This window comes from Winogradskyella damuponensis, assembly GCF_039538385.1.
Lineage (GTDB): Bacteria > Bacteroidota > Bacteroidia > Flavobacteriales > Flavobacteriaceae > Winogradskyella > Winogradskyella damuponensis.
Genome location: NZ_BAABCB010000015.1, coordinates 55,212 through 71,033, shown reverse-complemented (window position 1 = coordinate 71,033; position 15,822 = coordinate 55,212). Strand labels below are relative to the sequence as shown.

Sequence of the window (15,822 nt, the reverse complement as noted above, 5' to 3'; positions counted from 1 at the left end):
TTAGTTATTTTTTACAGTTTGAATAAAAATGTCATTAGCTGAAGGTATAACTTCTACAAAATGATGTACTTCTGCTTTTGAGGTTAAAAACGACAATAAATCATTTGGCGATGTGTTTTCTCCTATTTTCACATTCAATTTAATATCGTTATTCAAATTTTTAAACGTTGCAGGAAGCACTTCAAAAGTATTTTGAATTTCTGAAAGTACCCTTTCCTTATTTGGGGACTCTAAGGCTACTTCAAACGTATTTGTTTTGTATTGGCGTTTTATATCATTCAGTTTACCATCTAAAACCTTATTAGACTTATGAATTAAAGCAATATGATCGCATAATTCTTCAACAGATTCCATACGATGGGTTGAAAAAATCACCGTTGCTCCTTCATCTCTAAGCTGTAAGATTTCATCTTTAATAAGATTCGCATTTATAGGGTCAAAACCTGAAAAAGGCTCGTCAAAAATCAATAATTTAGGTTGGTGTAAAACCGTTACTACAAACTGTATTTTCTGTGCTTGTCCTTTACTTAATTCTTGAATTTTTTTATTCCACCAATCTCCAATTTCTAACTTATCGAACCAATATTTTAATCTTGTTTTAGCTTCAGATTTACTTAAACCCTTTAATTGTGCTAAATACAAACATTGCTCACCAACTTTCATAGACTTATATAAGCCTCGTTCTTCTGGTAAATAACCAATATCTCTAATGTGTTCTGGCTTTAATGTTTTTCCATCTAATAGCACAGTGCCTTCGTCTGGCATTGTAATTTGATTTACAATACGAATTAGCGTTGTTTTCCCTGCGCCATTTGGCCCTAGTAAGCCAAAAATACTACCTTTAGGTACCGCAATAGAAACTTTATTTAACGCCTTAAAATCCCCAAAATTTTTTGATACAGAATTTGCGACTAATAAGTCATTCATATTCAATTAGTTTTTTATAAATAGGTTCGTATGTAAATATATTAAATGTTGAAGAGTTATAAAGAATAAAAACCTTACTAATTATTCTTTTTTATAATGCACTAAAACATCGAATATTATAAAAACAAAACCCACCCTTATAACTAAATAAGGATGGGAAAAAATTGCTATGAAAAAGAAAAATTACCGCTAATTAGCATTAGCGATAATTCAAATATACTATTTTTTATTAAATAGATGTGCTTATGAAAACATATCTTTTACCTTTTCGAAAAAAGATTTATCTGAACTTTCAGGTTTAGGCTCAAAATGTTCATCTTCTTTCATACTTTCAAAAAAGTCTTTTTGCTTTTTATTTAAAGTCTTTGGTGTCCAGACATTTACATGAACCAATAAATCTCCTTTACCATACCCATTAATACTAGGTATACCTTTGCCACGTAATCTTAATATCTTACCAGACTGCACGCCAGCTTCAATCTTAATTCTTACTTTTCCGGTTACGGTATCTATTTCTTTTGAGTTACCCAATACGGCATCTGGAAGACTAACATACATATCGTAATGTAAGTTATCACCTTCTCGTTTTAATGTTGGGTGATCTTCTTCTTGTATGGCAACTAACAAATCACCAGCAATACCATTTCCAGGCGCATCGTTACCTTTTCCTGTTACTTTTAGTTGCATACCATCTACAACACCAGCTGGTATTTTAACCGTTACGGTTTCTTCAGACACTTTTAAACCTTGTGCATCTGCATCTGAAGGTTTTTTATCAATACTTTGACCTGCTCCACCACAAGTTGGACAAGCTGCTGCAGTTTGCATTCGGCCTAAAATAGTATTAGTAACTCTTGTAACCTGGCCAGATCCATTACAGGTACTACACGTTTTGTACGTTGTTCCTGGCGCTTGAATTTTACGCTTTACTTTTATCTTCTTTTCAATACCGTTAGCGACTTCTTCTAGAGTTAACGTTACACGAATACGTAAATTACTACCTTTAACTACGCGCTGTCTGCCACCTCCGCCAAAGCCACTGAAACCGCCTCCACCTCCGAAGCCTCCTCCGAAAATATCGCCAAACTGACTAAAGATATCATCCATATTCATTCCGCCGCCACCGAAGCCGCCACCGCCGCCACCGTTGAAGGCTTGATGACCAAATTGGTCATAACGTGCTTTTTTATCAGCGTTACTTAATACTTCATAAGCTTCAGCTGCTTTCTTAAACTTTTCTTCTGCTTCAGTATTATCTGGATTTTTATCTGGATGATATTTTAAAGCCATCTTTCGATATGCTTTTTTTATCTCTGCATCAGAAGCACCTTTGCTTATGCCTAATATATCGTAATAATCTTCTTTCATCGAATGCTTTATTGTTCGTTTCCGTATAAAGGAAAACTCTTTTTTTTAATTTTATTGCCCAATTACCACTTTAGGAAAACGAATGACTTTATCTCCCAACTTATAACCATGTTCTACAACATCAATAATTTTTCCTTTTAAGTCTTCGCTTGGAGCAGAAATTTGGGTAATTGCTTCGTGGTTATCAGCATTAAAGACATCTCCTTGTCTTACTTCTATTTTAGACAAGCCTTTTTGCTCTAATGTACTTACTAACTTATTGTAAATTAATAAGACACCTTTTCTTAATTCTTCGGCTTCTTTATCGTCTTCTATGTGTGTTAAAGCACGTTCAAAATCATCCAAAATAGGCAACATAGACATCATAACGTCTTGACTTGCTGTTTTAAACAATTCTATACGTTCTTTTGTAGTTCGCTTTTTGTAATTTTCAAATTCAGCAAACAAACGCATAAATTTATCCTTCTCAGCAACCAGTTGATCTTGTAATTGTTCTTCTGGAGATTTCATCTCGTTTTCTTGTGTTTCAACATCAGCTTCTGTAGTAGTTGTTGCTTGATCCTCTACTTGTGGATCCTCAACCTTATTGTTTTTATCTCTTTTACTCATTTTGAGTTCTTTTTTAACTTTCAATTAGATAGGCAAAAGTACTGCCATTATTATAAAAATGTCAAAATGTCATTAACATTTTTTTATCATACATTAAACACAGTATTTCATATCTTTGTTTTTAACAACTCTAATAAAAAAAACACTAACATGAAATCTAATTTTTTAAACATTTTTACGCTAATTACTATAATTACATTTACAAGTTGTGGTGATAAAGCAAAAGAAGCAGAAACGAAGAAAGCTGCAGAAGCGGCAGTTGCTGAAGCTATGTCTGTAACATACAATGTTAATACCGATGATTCTACTATTGAATGGAAAGGTTTTAAACCAACTGGCACTCATAATGGCACAATTAACATTAAAGAAGGAATAATAAATGTTAATGACGGAGTTATTGAAAGTGGTAAATTTGCTATTGACATGACTAGTATTACTGTTTTAGATATTCCAGTAGAAAAAGAAGGTAATGCTAAATTAGTAGGACACTTATCAAGTGCTGATTTCTTTGATGTAGAAAAATATCCTGTATCAAAATTTCAGATTACAGGAATTGAAACTAAAGATGGAAAAACTATGCTATCTGGCAATTTAACATTAAAAGACGCTACAAACAATATCAGCATCCCTGTAACAACAACTGTTAATGGTGATAAATTAACGCTAACAAGTGAAACGTTTACAATAGATCGTTCTAAGTGGAATGTTGAATATGGTTCTAAATCATTCTTTGATAATTTAGGCGATAAATTTATTAACGATGACATTGAGTTAAAAGTAACTTTAACTGCAAATAAAGCTTAAAAGATCCCATTGTTATTACAAAAAAAAAGCAGCCATTAAAATGGCTGCTTTTTTTTTATTAAAAGAGAAATAAATTTTTAAATTCTCATAATTTAGGTTTTTAATTAATTTTTTCTGAGAAGTTATCTGTATCGTATAATAACCTACCTGTATTGTTATCAATGTAGACACCGTCTGGATCACCTTTGTCATCTAACATTAAAATAGCCATTTGAAAATCTTCGATACCATTATCGGTCATTCTACCAGATATAGCATAGGCAGACACCACTTCTACAGAGCCAGATATTTGTGAGGTAAGTTTTAAGTAAACCGAAAATTCATTATCAGTTCCAGAAATTAAAGACCCATAACCTTCGTCTGTTTGGCTGCCACCCATGCCATTAAAATCTATTTTTAAACGACTATTATTTTGGTTTGAAAAAATAGAAGTATAATCTGGAAAACTTTTACCTACAAAATCTCCAGATACTGTTGAAGCTTCTAGCTTAACAGGTGCAGACAAATAAGATCCTTCTATATTTGGAGGAGTATCTCCTTGATTAATATTGAAGCCAAGGTCTTCTAATGCGACTACAAGTTCTGGTGTAAAAAAGTCTTTAACAGATTCTATACTACCATCAAAATCACTGGCTTCATCATCATCTTTACTACAAGAGGTTGAAAAAATAACAAAAATAAAAAGAACAGATAAAATTTTTAATTGCTTCATAACATTATAATTTACTGATTAATAGCTCTGTAAACTTACAAAACTCTATAAATTAAAAAAATACCCGCTATTGGGTATTTTTTAATTTATCTTTTATATCTAATGTTATCTATACAACGGAATCTTTAACCCCAAATAAACATCTGTAGTTTTAGAACTATCAGATAAAAGGTTTGTAAAAACAGATCCAGAACCTACTGTTAAAGGTCCTAATCGAATACCACCTCCAAAAGACACATCTCCATATTGTCTAAAACTAAGTGGTGCGTAAAAGCTAAACCATTTTGTTTCTAACCTTGGTGCCATAGTTACCGTATTAAGAACAGAAGTACTTAACTCTGATCCTTTTTTTACCATAGACAAATCTGCTTGCGCACTCACAAACCACTTTTTTGTCAGCCTGTAATCTATAAGTAAATGTAATGCCGTTGGCAAGTTTATTTTTGCTGCTTTGTTGGTTTCTACAGTTGCATAGTTAGAATCTAAAAAGTCTTCTACATCGTCTTCATAATTTGCCGTATTTACCGTAGCATCTAAATCGTAACTATTAACAGTAGAATTATCATAATTTATAGAACCAATATCTGTAACAGATACACCCACTTTTAATTTATAAGGGTCTTTGTAAGTAGGAAGATCATCATTCTCACGCTCCTTATACCATTGGTAAGTAAAGCCAATATCTAAACCAAAACCAGAGGTGAGATTACTAAAATCTATATCATCGTTATCAAAATCTTGGCTTGTACCGTAATTTAAAACACCTTGAGTTGTTAATGTTTCTGTTGATGCCACATAGTTTCCCTGTAAACCAGGACTACTCATAAATACACTACCTGCACCTTGGAGGTATTTTAAGGTCACACCTCCTTTTAAGATATGATTAGGTTTCTCCATAAGTATTCTACCATAGGCTAATCCTATTTCTGCCCATGCATGCACTGTTCCATTTAAGTTTTTAGAATCAAAGTCAAAGTCTTCATCTGAATTAAAATCATCTGCAATGACTTCATAAAGCTCTCCATTTATATTATTAATATTAAAGTTTGCTCTTGCTCTAGTTACGATACCAATACTACTCTTTTTAGTAAGGTTGAACATAAACGATGGCAGGACAATGTCTGCGTTTAAAAAAAAGTTATTAGAATTACTTGAGAATTTTTCACTATCTTCTTCAAAATCAAAACTACCATTAGAATTTATAATATCACTGGCATTTATTCCAAAATAATCGCTACCACCAAAGACACTAGCAGATACTAAGTTTACATCAGCTCTTAAGTTAGAGTCCACAATACTCGATGGATTGTAAATTACACCCTGGATACCAGAATAATTATCAATAGAATGACCAACATAACTTTGGCCAAAGGATAAATTAAGAATTAAGAGAAAAAAAGAAATGTTTAATAGGTTTTTATGTTTCATAATACATTAAGGTTGGTTAATAGCGAAATTAGAATTATAATTGAGTTTGAGTTTTTTTTCTAGATATAAAACCTTTTTTAAAGGTTAAAATTTTAGTTGCTTTAATAATATGCCGATAACAGGATATACTTTTGCTCTGGAATTGACATATAGCAAGCTGGTAATAATCTTAAAACCTATACTTCTTTTCTAAAGCATAACGCATTAACTCTCCTTTACCATGAAGCCCAAGAATTCGAATCATGTTTTTACGATGTGTTTCAACGGTATGCACACCTATAAAAAGTTCGTCTGCAATTTCTCGAGATGTTTTTCCTTGTGCTACTAAACTTAAGATTTCAACTTGTCGTTTCGTTAGAATGCTTTTTGCCTTTTTATTGGCATCATTCTCCACTTCTATTTCAATGTTAGCGTCAAAATAAGTATTGCCTTCATATACTGATCTTACAGCTTTCAGAACCTCTTCTAAAGGTGAGTTTTTTAATAAATACCCAGAAGCTCCTGCTTCTAACATTTGTTTAATGGCATCTTTTTGATCAAACATTGTAAAGCCTAATATTTTTATGTGTGGCCATTCTTTTTTTATCTTTTTTGTTGCCGTAATACCATCCTTTTTTGGCATTCTTATATCTGTAATCACCACATTAGGTTGTTTAAGGCGTACTAAATCTAAAAGCGCTTCACCATCGTTTACAGTGCCTACAATTTCTATATCTTCTTCGTATTCTAAAAGCAATTTGATACCATCTATAAAAGACTGGTGGTCTTCGGCTATAGCTATTGTTATCATAATGGCAGATCTATTATTACTGTTGTTCCTTTACTTATTTCAGACTCAATTGTAAACTTTCCACCCAAAGACTCTACACGCCTATCTATACTGGTGATTCCCATTTTCGATTTTACTTTAGATAGTTGCTTAGGATTAAAGCCAACACCATTATCTTCGACCATGATATTGAGATTATCAGAGTGATTCGTAATATGAATTGTTCCTTGAGTTGCTTTAGCGTGCTTTATAATATTAGTTACCAATTCTTGAATAATTCTAAAAATTGAAATTTCTAACGAATTATCTAAACGCTGATCCAAACCAAAACTCTGAACTTCAAACTCTAACCCGTTTATTCCGGATGCATTTCTTGCTAATTTTTCTACAGCTGGTAGTAAACCATTTTTTGCAATTACACCAGAATTTTTTAGATGTGCCATAGAGCGAATTTCAACATAGGCCGTTTCTAATAATGTGCTTATTTTTTTTGTGAGCTCTTCTGAATCTGCAGTATCTTTTTGATGATTTACTAAATAATCGAACTGTAATTTTGCTGCTGCCAAAGTAGCACCAACACTATCGTGTAAGTCGGCAGCCAAACGTTTGCGCTCTTTTTCCTGACCTTCAATCATAGCATCAATCGTAGATAGCTCTAAATCTTTTAGAATTTTTTCTTTTTCATCAATTTCATCTTGACGTTCTTTCTCTGCCTTATGTTGCTTGCGCTTTATATTTTTGTATATAAAAAACGCTATAACTGAAAGCACTGCTAAGCTTCCGCCCCAAGCTAAAAACAGATTCGCTTTTTCCTTTTGATGCGATATTCCTGTTTTTAATGTATGGTTTATATGAAGAAGGCTATCTTTTGTGCGGTGGTTATCTATTTTTATTTTTGCTAGTGTTCTTATTGTAAGAACATCATCTATATTGGTTTTAAAATCTTTAATTAACTCTAGATATTTTACGGTTAAATCAAAGTTTCGTTTTCCCTTATAGCCTTCTAAAAGAAAATAATAAGCGGAACCAATCATTTCATCATTAAACGTCTTTTGCCCATAGCCTAATAGCTTATCTGCTGTACTTATAAGCTTATCATAATCCTTTTGTTTAAAATATTTAAGACACAACCCTTGGTAGGCATGAGCTAAAATGTTATAATTATTTAATGAATCTCCAATTTTTATGGCATCATTCATATAATTTTCAGACCGTTTATAATCTTGTTTCTGGGTATAAGCATTACTTATATTTATTAAAGCTAAAGCTTCTTCTCGTTTATTTTTAGCGGCTTTAGATAGCTTTAAACTTTCCGTATAATAACTTAGTGCTTTGTCTGATTTGTATCTCCAAATATAGATATTACCTATATTAACTAAAGATTGAGACATTAAAATGGTATCCTTAATCTCTTTACTGAGCTCTAATGATTTTTCATAATATGTTTTGGCTTCATCAAGATTAAACACTTTTTTATAAGAAACACCTAAACCATTAATAGCTTTTGCCTGCCCTCTTTTATTGTTTAATTCCTTATAAATGCTCAAACTCGACTCAAAATTCTTTGACGCTTTAGGAGTGTCTCCAAAAATATGTTCTATTTTACCTAAAAGTATAAGTGCATCTGCTTTGTGTTTTTTTAATTGATGTACTTCTGTAAAATCCATTAAACGCAATGCCATAGCATAAGCACTATCTGTTTTATTTTCGAAATAATTATTGTAAATAAAATCCCTGTAAGCACTAGCTCTTGTAGTATCAGCTAATTGCGTATTCCCCCAAATTGTATATAAAGAATCTTGTTGTTTTTGGCTATTACACATCAATGGCAGTAGTAAGACACATAGTATAATCTTAAAATTTGTATAACAGCACTCTACTTTCATAAAATCTCAGGGATTTATAAATTTTTGATTTAAAAATCATTTTTCATGTCAAAGATGCAAAGTAAAAACACACCAAAACATACCTAATAAGAGGTATATTTTTGAAAATAAGTTATAAAATTTGAATTGTATACTAATCTTAGACAAAAAGACTAAAAAACAGATGATTACATAAAAACATACTTAATTGCTGCAATCATACCAATAAAACCAATAAAAGCAATGAGCACCCAAAAGGTTCCTTTATAGTGTTTCTTATGAAGTTGAAGATCTTTACGATACTGATATGCAATAACGATTACAAATGCAATAAAAAATAATATTCCAAAAATCAATTGACCAGTACTAAACATCTTCTTATTTTTATGCAAAAATAAGGATTAAAACAACAACTATGCAAGACAAAATTAATGCAGTAAAAGCGTTTCATACGGCTTTCAAAATAGGACATCGTGAAACACCTAAAGCCGACTTAGGTCACGAAAAAAATATGTTACGCTACAAATTAATGCGCGAAGAAAATGAAGAATACTTAGAAGCTGCTAGTAATAATGACTTAGTTGAAGTTGCAGATGCTTTAGGTGACATGCTCTACATTTTGTGTGGTACCATTATAGAACACGGTATGCAGCACAAAATAGAAGAAGTCTTTGAAGAGATACAACGCAGTAACATGAGTAAATTAGGCGCAGATGGCGAACCAATTTATCGTGAAGATGGCAAAGTTTTAAAAGGTCCTAACTATTTTAAACCTCACATTAAAGCCATTTTAGAATCATAAAAAAAGCAGCCCACGGGCTGCTTTTCTTTTTACTATTATTATTATTTTATTTTACCTCATGTCTCCAACCATGCTTATCTTCAGATAAATTATGTTGAATATTTAATAAGGTTTGCTTAAATAATTTAGCATAAGAATCTTCTGCATCAACACCCGAAATTTCAAATAATTCATCTTGGTGCTCAAATGCAGATATTGGACTAATTACCGCAGCTGTTCCGGCGCCAAAAACCTCTTTTAAGCTTCCATCTTTTGCTGCATTTTTTATTTCCTCTACTGTAATTTGTCTTACCTCACAAGTAATACCTAAATCTTCTGCAAGTTGAATAATACTTTTACGAGTAATTCCATCCAAAATTCTATCACTTGTTGGTGCTGTAATTAGCTTATCATTTACTCTAAAGAACACATTCATGGTTCCTGCTTCTTCAAGAAACGTATGGGTGTCTGCATCTGTCCAAACCACTTGTTGAAATCCTTTTTGTTGTGCTAAACTTGTCGGATAAAACTGAGCAGCATAATTCCCTGCCGCTTTTGCCGCACCAACTCCACCATTGGCAGAGCGACTATAATGATCTGCAATTAAAACACGTACTGCAGAGTTATAATACGATTTTGCAGGCGAGCAAATAATCATAAACCTATAAGTGCTAGCAGGTGACGCAGAAATCGCTGGCTCTGTAGCAATTACAAATGGACGTAAGTACAATGAGTTACCAACTCCTGGCTTAATCCAATCGCTATCTAATTTCAATAAAGTTTCTAAACCTTCAAAAAAATAGTTTTCAGGAAAAACAGGCATTGCTAATCGAGCAGACGACTTATTAATTCTGTTAAAATTTTGTTTAGGCCTAAATAGAAAAACCTTTCCATCATCATCTTTATAAGCTTTCATACCTTCAAAAACGGCTTGTCCGTAATGAAACACACGTGCCGATGGCTCAAAAGTCATAGCTTGATAAGGCATAATCTTTGGATTTTGCCATTTACCATCTTCATAATCGCAGACAAACATGTGGTCGGTAAATACACGGCCAAATGTTAAATCACTAAAATCTACATTTTCGATTTTAGACGTCTTAGATACTTCAACACTGATTTTATCTGTATAAATAGCCATAATTGAATGCGGTTTTGCAACAAAAATACATAATCGGCACCGTTAAAAAAAGGTAATATTCCTTTAAATTGCTTAAATTCGCAATTCGATAATAATTCAATTCAAAATTCATAAATAATGAAAAAAATCATTTTACTTTTAGCGATTAGCTTAGTAGCATTTTCTTGTAAAAACGAAGCTAAAACTACTGAAAACAAAGTGGAAGAAGCTACACAAGAAATCGCTTATGCATCTTTCGGAAAAGAAATAAACGATGCTGATGCCTTAACTACAGAGCGTATGATGGAACACTATAAAGGCTTAAAAGCAGGAGACACTATTAACGCAAAAATGAGAGGGAAAATTGTAGAAGTTTGCTCTAAGAAAGGTTGTTGGATGACTATAGATGTAAACGGTGAAGATAAAATAATGGTAAAATTTAAAGATTACGGTTTTTTTATGCCATTAAATGCTGAAGGTGAAGTTGTAATGAACGGAAAAGCTTATGTTTCTGAAACATCTGTTGATGAATTGAAACATTACGCAGAAGATGCTGGTAAATCAGAAGAAGAAATTGCTGCGATTACAGACCCTAAATTTGAATATGGTTTTGAAGCTGATGGAGTTCTACTTAAAAAATAAGCACTACGCACTAATATTTCTATCATTTTCAATATTTTATAATTGTAAAAATGAAGAAAAAACACCTATAGAACCTACACAAGAAAAGGTCGTATACGAGATGTACCAACCTTCTGAAATGGCAGGTTTTATGAATGCAATGTACGTATACAACCAACAATTAAAAGCGCAAATTGTTGCAGGAGAAACACCAAATTCAATGCCTTTAGATTTACTAAAATTACATTCTGCAGAAATGACAAATGGTAAATCTAGAACCAAAAATTGGCAGAGTTTTGTAAATGTATTTATAGAATCACAAGAAGCTATTGCAGATACACTTTCAAATACGGATCTAAAAGAGCGTTTTAATACAGCAATTACGAATTGTCTTAATTGCCATAAAACAGAATGTACAGGTCCTATTCCTAAAATTAAAAAACTATTGATTCAATAATTTGAAGAGAAAAATAATTACCACCTCAGATGGTTCTAAAACCATACAAATTGAAGAATGGAACGAACAATACCACTCTATTCATGGTGCTATACAAGAAGCAAACCACGTGTTTTTAAAACATGGTTTGCTTTTTTATTCTGAGAATTATTCGGTATCTAACCCCATTTCCATTCTAGAAATAGGGTTTGGTACAGGACTAAACGCTTTCTTAACTTTAATTGAAGCCGAAAAGCTAAAATTAGCACTTAATTATGTTGGTGTAGAAGCTTATCCTGTTCAATTAGAAGAAATAAATCAACTAAATTATGTTGAGCTAATTTCAAAAAATCAAGATGCTATTTTTGAAAAACTTCATAATACGTCTTGGGAGGAACAACATGAAATCACTTCAAGTTTTCTGCTAAAAAAACAACAAAAATTCTTCAAGGATATAGAAGATAAAAACGAATTTAACCTCATATACTTTGATGCTTTTGGTGCACGCGTTCAACCAAATTTATGGACAGAAGACATTTTTAAAATCATGTTTGATGCACTAAAAGAGAATGGTGTGTTAGTAACCTACTCTGCAAAAGGAAGTGTAAGACGCGCTATGCAAGCTGTTGGTTTTACAGTAGAGCGACTGCCTGGACCTCCTGGAAAACGCGAAATGTTACGAGCTCAAAAAAAAGAGTCTATAACATTCTAAACATCATAGATTAAATATTTAAAACAATATTCTTTAGTTACAGTCATTTCTGGTGAAATAGATTACCATATAGGTAAATCATTTTTACAATGCCCTATTAAACGTTAAATCCAAACTAAACTCCACACCCACACCTTTCCCATTTCGTATCTTTACATAAAAAGGAAAGATGACCGTTTTAATAACAGGAGCGACAGGATTAATTGGGCAGGAAATTGTAAAACAATGTCATGCTAAAGGCATCGCTGTGCATTATTTAACAACTTCAAAATCTAAACTTAGTACCAAAGAAAACTATAAAGGGTTTTACTGGAATCCTAACACCAATAAAATTGATCCTAAATGTTTTGAAAACGTTACTGCAATTATCAATATGGTTGGCGCTTCCATATCTAAACGTTGGACCGATAGCTATAAAAAAGCCATACTTGAAAGCCGAACTAAAACAGCACAACTACTACAAGACACCATAAAAAAATACAATTATAAAATTAACTTAGTAGTGTCTGCTAGTGCTATTGGAATTTACCCAACGAGTTTAACCAAATATTACCAAGAAACAAATACTGAAATATCAGAATCATTTTTAGGTAACGTTGTAGACAAATGGGAAACTGCTGTAGATGGTTTTAAAGCTTTAGGCTGTAAAGTCGCAAAAATTAGAATAGGACTCGTTTTAGCCAAAGATGGTGGTGCCTTACCCGAAATTGTAAAACCCATTAAGTTTGGTGCTGGCGCAGCATTTGGAAGTGGCAAACAGTGGCAAAGTTGGATTCATGTTAAAGACTTAGCCTCACTTTTTGTTTATGCCGTACAAAACAATTTTGAAGGTATTTATAATGGTATAGCTCCAAATCCCGTAACCAATGAAGAGTTAACCAAAGCTGCAGCAAAGGTTTTACATCGGCCATTAATATTACCCAACATTCCAAAATTTGCTATGAAACTCGTTTTAGGAGAGATGCATATTCTTTTGTTTGAAAGCCAACGCGTCAGTTCTCAAAAAGTAGAATCTGAAGGCTTTAACTTTACGTATGTAAACTTAAGACCTGCTTTAGACGATTTATTGGGTTAATAGAAATTACTTATTTGGCTTACGAATAGCAACTTGATTAAGCTATAGTAGCAATCTAAGTCAAACTATGTGACGAATGTAATTTTCGACCTTCTTTGACAATAATTTCAATACACTCTTCAATATCCTTTTTGGTTGTTCTAAAATTAACAATGCAAGCTCTCATACAATACTTCTCATCAATAATAGCATTAGATAAAAACAACTCACCTCCCGCTTGTAGTCCATTCACTAAAGCTTCATTTAATGTATTTAAATATTCGGCTCGTTTTTCACCCTTTACTTCAAGATTTTGAGGAATGTATCTTAAGGTTGCAATACTTAGATTATGTGTCACAGGTTCTAATTCTGAATGCTGTTCTGCTAATTCAGCAAAATATTTTGATAAGGATATATCTTCTCTAATTAACTTCACATAACCATCACGGCCTATTTGTTGCAAGGCCAACCAAACTTTTAAAGCTCTAAATCCTCTTGAATTTTGAAGTCCATATTCAAAGAAATTCAAAGCACCTCCTTCTTCTGTTAAACTAAAATTGTAATATTCGGGATGCGAACTATAGGTATCAATTAAGTGTTTTGGATTTTTAACCAACGTACAACCGGCTTCTAAAGGGCTGTATAACCATTTATGAGGATCGAGTGCTATGGAATCTGCTTCCTCTACTCCATTAAATAAATCTTTTAACTCAGGAATAACTGCGGCTGGAATACCATAAGCTCCATCAATATGAAACCATAAATCATGAGTTTTACAAACAGCTGCAACAGCTTTAAGGTTATCTACAACACCTGTGCTTACATCACCAGCGGTCCCAACAACCATAAAGGGCTGATGACCTTGTGTAATATCTTCTTTAATGCTTTGCTCTAAAGCTTTAATATTCATTTTATTTGAAGCGTCAGTTGGAATCCAACGAATAGAATTGCTACCATGACCAAACAGAATCGCGGCTTTATCTATCCATGTATGTGTAGATTTTGAACAGTATGAAATGAGCTGTTTAGAAGTATTTGAAAGTCCGTTTTCTTTTATACTTTTTGGTGCCTTAGCTGTTCTTGCTGCTAAAAACGCTGTAAAATTAGCCATATTACCTCCGCTAACTAAAACGCCTCCATAACTTGGAGACACTCCTATAAATTCGGCTAACCACGTAATGGTTTGTTTTTCTATTTCGGTGGCTATCGGACTTAGAATTTGCCCACCAACATTAGGATTAACCGAAGCGGCTAGCAAATCGGCTAGAGCTCCAATTGGTGCAGCTGACGATGTTATAAATCCAAAAAATTTAGGATGACCGTTTAATAACGAATTATCAAATAATAATTTTGAAGTTGATATTAAAAGCTCATCTGCAGAAACACCTTTATTGGGTAAAGATGAATTACCTAATAACTGTTGTAATTCTTTTGTTGACTTAGTTGTTGTGACGGGTTGATTTGAAATATCATCGAGAAAATCAGAAATGGTATCGATGAGCTGATAACCCATTTTTCGAAATTCAGTTTTACTGATCTCTATTGAATTTTCTCGCTTATCCATATTCTGATTATTTAATTAATTTTTATTCGGAAATCACAAAACCATCCCTAAGTTCATCTTCTGAGGGTCTTTCAAACCAGGTTTCCATAAAATCGAAGTTCTCTTTTGTCACTTCAAACTCAAACGTATCTCCTTTTTCTGTATTCCGCTTCATTACGCGCTCTAATCTTGTGGCTTTAGAAACATCTAGAAAATGTAGTTTTATTTGATAGTTATTCATTTCTGCGAATTTTCTAAACTTTTCGCGATGTCCAAATTTAGACAATCCTAAATCTAAAATGGCATCTATTTTTAAACTCTCTAACTGATGAATTAACTCTAGCATCATACGTTCAGAACGTTCAATGCGTTCTAAAAACCAATGTAAACCATCTGTTTCTTTTTTGTCTGGAAGAAACAAGACATTGTTCCAAGTATCTATTGAAAACACCACACCTTTAATGTTTCTTTTGAGTTCGTTAGCGTAAGTGGTTTTTCCGGAACCTGTATTTCCGACTATGAGGTGAATCATTTTTCATTCAATTTTTATTCAACTATTTCGTAATCTATATCAAGCTTTCGTAAGGCTCTTAAGGCTGAGCCTGAATTTTTATCTGCCACCTCTATATCTACAACGTCTCCTTCTAAAAGAATCTCTGTAAGCTCATTAGATAGCAATGCATTTCCATTCGTAGACATCTCAGTAATACAGTTAGCTATGGCCCTTTTGTCTGGTCTATGAGCGTCGCATGATAATAGATTTAATTTCATAATAATGGATTCAGAATGTTGTTCAGAATAGCCTGAAGTCTTTGTTAGGAATTCATTCTAGACTTTAAGAGCCTGGATAGAATGAGCTACCTGACATTGCACGAATTTAATCATTAAAAATCTAATCGTTATGAGCATAGAAAAACAACATGTAATTCGGTACTATTCTCATAAAAGACTTTTCTCCCTTAATTAATGTGATACAGTGTTAGCACTTGCTTTTTTTATCTTATTATCCTTTTTATAAAAATAATACGTTATACAAGAAAACGCTAGTATAAATAATGCAAATAAAGATTTAT

Annotated in this window: 18 protein-coding genes; 6 read left to right on the top strand and 12 right to left on the bottom strand. The window is 32.7% G+C overall.

The window, feature by feature from the left end; all coding sequences use genetic code 11:
• The 3 genes from ABD730_RS06155 to ABD730_RS06145 all read right to left on the bottom strand — a co-directional run bounded on the left by ABD730_RS06155 (position 1) and on the right by ABD730_RS06145 (position 2,904).
• Positions 1-927 carry an ABC transporter ATP-binding protein gene (locus ABD730_RS06155; protein WP_215925464.1) on the bottom strand — a complete coding sequence of 309 codons (927 nt, stop codon included), beginning with the start codon at positions 925-927 and terminating at the stop codon, positions 1-3.
• Positions 928-1,170: 243 nt separating this feature from the next.
• Entirely contained in the window at positions 1,171-2,295 is a 1,125-nt protein-coding gene (gene dnaJ, locus ABD730_RS06150; RefSeq protein ID WP_344713321.1) for a molecular chaperone DnaJ, read from the bottom strand.
• 51 nt (positions 2,296-2,346) lie between these two features.
• Positions 2,347-2,904 (bottom strand): nucleotide exchange factor GrpE, encoded by a 558-nt coding sequence (locus ABD730_RS06145; protein ID WP_334467007.1) that lies wholly within the window; start codon positions 2,902-2,904, stop codon positions 2,347-2,349.
• 150 nt (positions 2,905-3,054) lie between these two features.
• On the opposite strand from ABD730_RS06145, the gene ABD730_RS06140 reads away from it, so the two are divergent.
• The gene (locus ABD730_RS06140) at positions 3,055-3,708 is read left to right on the top strand and encodes a YceI family protein (protein ID WP_344713318.1); all 654 of its coding nucleotides are present in this window, start codon (positions 3,055-3,057) and stop codon (positions 3,706-3,708) included.
• A 100-nt stretch (positions 3,709-3,808) separates the two neighbouring features.
• Here the strand turns inward: ABD730_RS06140 and ABD730_RS06135 are convergent, their stop codons facing one another.
• From ABD730_RS06135 to ABD730_RS06115, 5 genes are all read right to left on the bottom strand, one after another.
• On the bottom strand, positions 3,809-4,420 hold the full coding sequence (locus ABD730_RS06135; RefSeq protein ID WP_215925468.1) for a hypothetical protein: 612 nt from the start codon (positions 4,418-4,420) through the stop codon (positions 3,809-3,811).
• Positions 4,421-4,525: 105 nt separating this feature from the next.
• Entirely contained in the window at positions 4,526-5,848 is a 1,323-nt protein-coding gene (locus ABD730_RS06130; protein WP_344713313.1) for a DUF5723 family protein, read from the bottom strand.
• 169 nt (positions 5,849-6,017) lie between these two features.
• The gene (locus ABD730_RS06125) at positions 6,018-6,638 is read right to left on the bottom strand and encodes a response regulator (RefSeq protein ID WP_215925470.1); all 621 of its coding nucleotides are present in this window, start codon (positions 6,636-6,638) and stop codon (positions 6,018-6,020) included.
• Entirely contained in the window at positions 6,635-8,440 is a 1,806-nt protein-coding gene (locus tag ABD730_RS06120) for a tetratricopeptide repeat-containing sensor histidine kinase (RefSeq protein WP_344713311.1), read from the bottom strand. Before ABD730_RS06120 ends, ABD730_RS06125 begins: the two co-directional genes overlap by 4 nt.
• Positions 8,441-8,670: 230 nt before the next feature.
• Positions 8,671-8,856, bottom strand: a complete 186-nt coding sequence (locus ABD730_RS06115) for a hypothetical protein (RefSeq protein ID WP_215925472.1) — start codon at positions 8,854-8,856, stop codon at positions 8,671-8,673.
• Positions 8,857-8,897: 41 nt separating this feature from the next.
• Between ABD730_RS06115 and ABD730_RS06110 the strand changes: the two genes are divergently transcribed.
• Positions 8,898-9,284 carry a pyrophosphohydrolase domain-containing protein gene (locus ABD730_RS06110; protein WP_334466992.1) on the top strand — a complete coding sequence of 129 codons (387 nt, stop codon included), beginning with the start codon at positions 8,898-8,900 and terminating at the stop codon, positions 9,282-9,284.
• A gap of 46 nt (positions 9,285-9,330) precedes the next feature.
• Here ABD730_RS06110 and ABD730_RS06105 read toward each other — a convergent pair whose 3' ends face one another.
• Positions 9,331-10,404, bottom strand: coding sequence for a branched-chain amino acid aminotransferase (locus ABD730_RS06105; RefSeq protein WP_334466989.1), 1,074 nt, complete (start codon positions 10,402-10,404; stop codon positions 9,331-9,333).
• A gap of 117 nt (positions 10,405-10,521) precedes the next feature.
• On the opposite strand from ABD730_RS06105, the gene ABD730_RS06100 reads away from it, so the two are divergent.
• The 4 genes from ABD730_RS06100 to ABD730_RS06085 all read left to right on the top strand — a co-directional run bounded on the left by ABD730_RS06100 (position 10,522) and on the right by ABD730_RS06085 (position 13,227).
• Positions 10,522-11,025: a DUF4920 domain-containing protein gene (locus tag ABD730_RS06100; RefSeq protein ID WP_215925475.1), complete on the top strand. Its 504-nt coding sequence runs from the start codon at positions 10,522-10,524 to the stop codon at positions 11,023-11,025.
• Positions 11,003-11,461, top strand: coding sequence for a hypothetical protein (locus ABD730_RS06095; protein WP_334466987.1), 459 nt, complete (start codon positions 11,003-11,005; stop codon positions 11,459-11,461). The genes ABD730_RS06100 and ABD730_RS06095 overlap by 23 nt, the downstream gene beginning before the upstream one ends.
• A gap of 1 nt (position 11,462) precedes the next feature.
• Entirely contained in the window at positions 11,463-12,152 is a 690-nt protein-coding gene (mnmC2, locus tag ABD730_RS06090; protein ID WP_344713308.1) for a tRNA (5-methylaminomethyl-2-thiouridine)(34)-methyltransferase MnmC2, read from the top strand.
• Positions 12,153-12,321: 169 nt separating this feature from the next.
• Complete coding sequence (locus ABD730_RS06085) at positions 12,322-13,227, top strand: TIGR01777 family oxidoreductase (protein WP_344713306.1); 906 nt, start codon at positions 12,322-12,324, stop codon at positions 13,225-13,227.
• A gap of 55 nt (positions 13,228-13,282) precedes the next feature.
• On the opposite strand, the gene ABD730_RS06080 is transcribed toward ABD730_RS06085, so the two are convergent.
• Genes ABD730_RS06080 through ABD730_RS06070 form a run of 3 tightly spaced genes read right to left on the bottom strand, consistent with a single transcriptional unit; the run spans position 13,283 to position 15,520 of the window.
• Positions 13,283-14,770, bottom strand: a complete 1,488-nt coding sequence (locus ABD730_RS06080) for a pyridoxal phosphate-dependent decarboxylase family protein (protein ID WP_344713304.1) — start codon at positions 14,768-14,770, stop codon at positions 13,283-13,285.
• A gap of 22 nt (positions 14,771-14,792) precedes the next feature.
• Positions 14,793-15,281, bottom strand: coding sequence for a P-loop nucleotide/nucleoside kinase family protein (locus ABD730_RS06075; RefSeq protein ID WP_344713302.1), 489 nt, complete (start codon positions 15,279-15,281; stop codon positions 14,793-14,795).
• Positions 15,282-15,295: 14 nt separating this feature from the next.
• Positions 15,296-15,520 carry a hypothetical protein gene (locus tag ABD730_RS06070; RefSeq protein WP_334466975.1) on the bottom strand — a complete coding sequence of 75 codons (225 nt, stop codon included), beginning with the start codon at positions 15,518-15,520 and terminating at the stop codon, positions 15,296-15,298.
• Positions 15,521-15,822 lie beyond the last annotated feature (302 nt).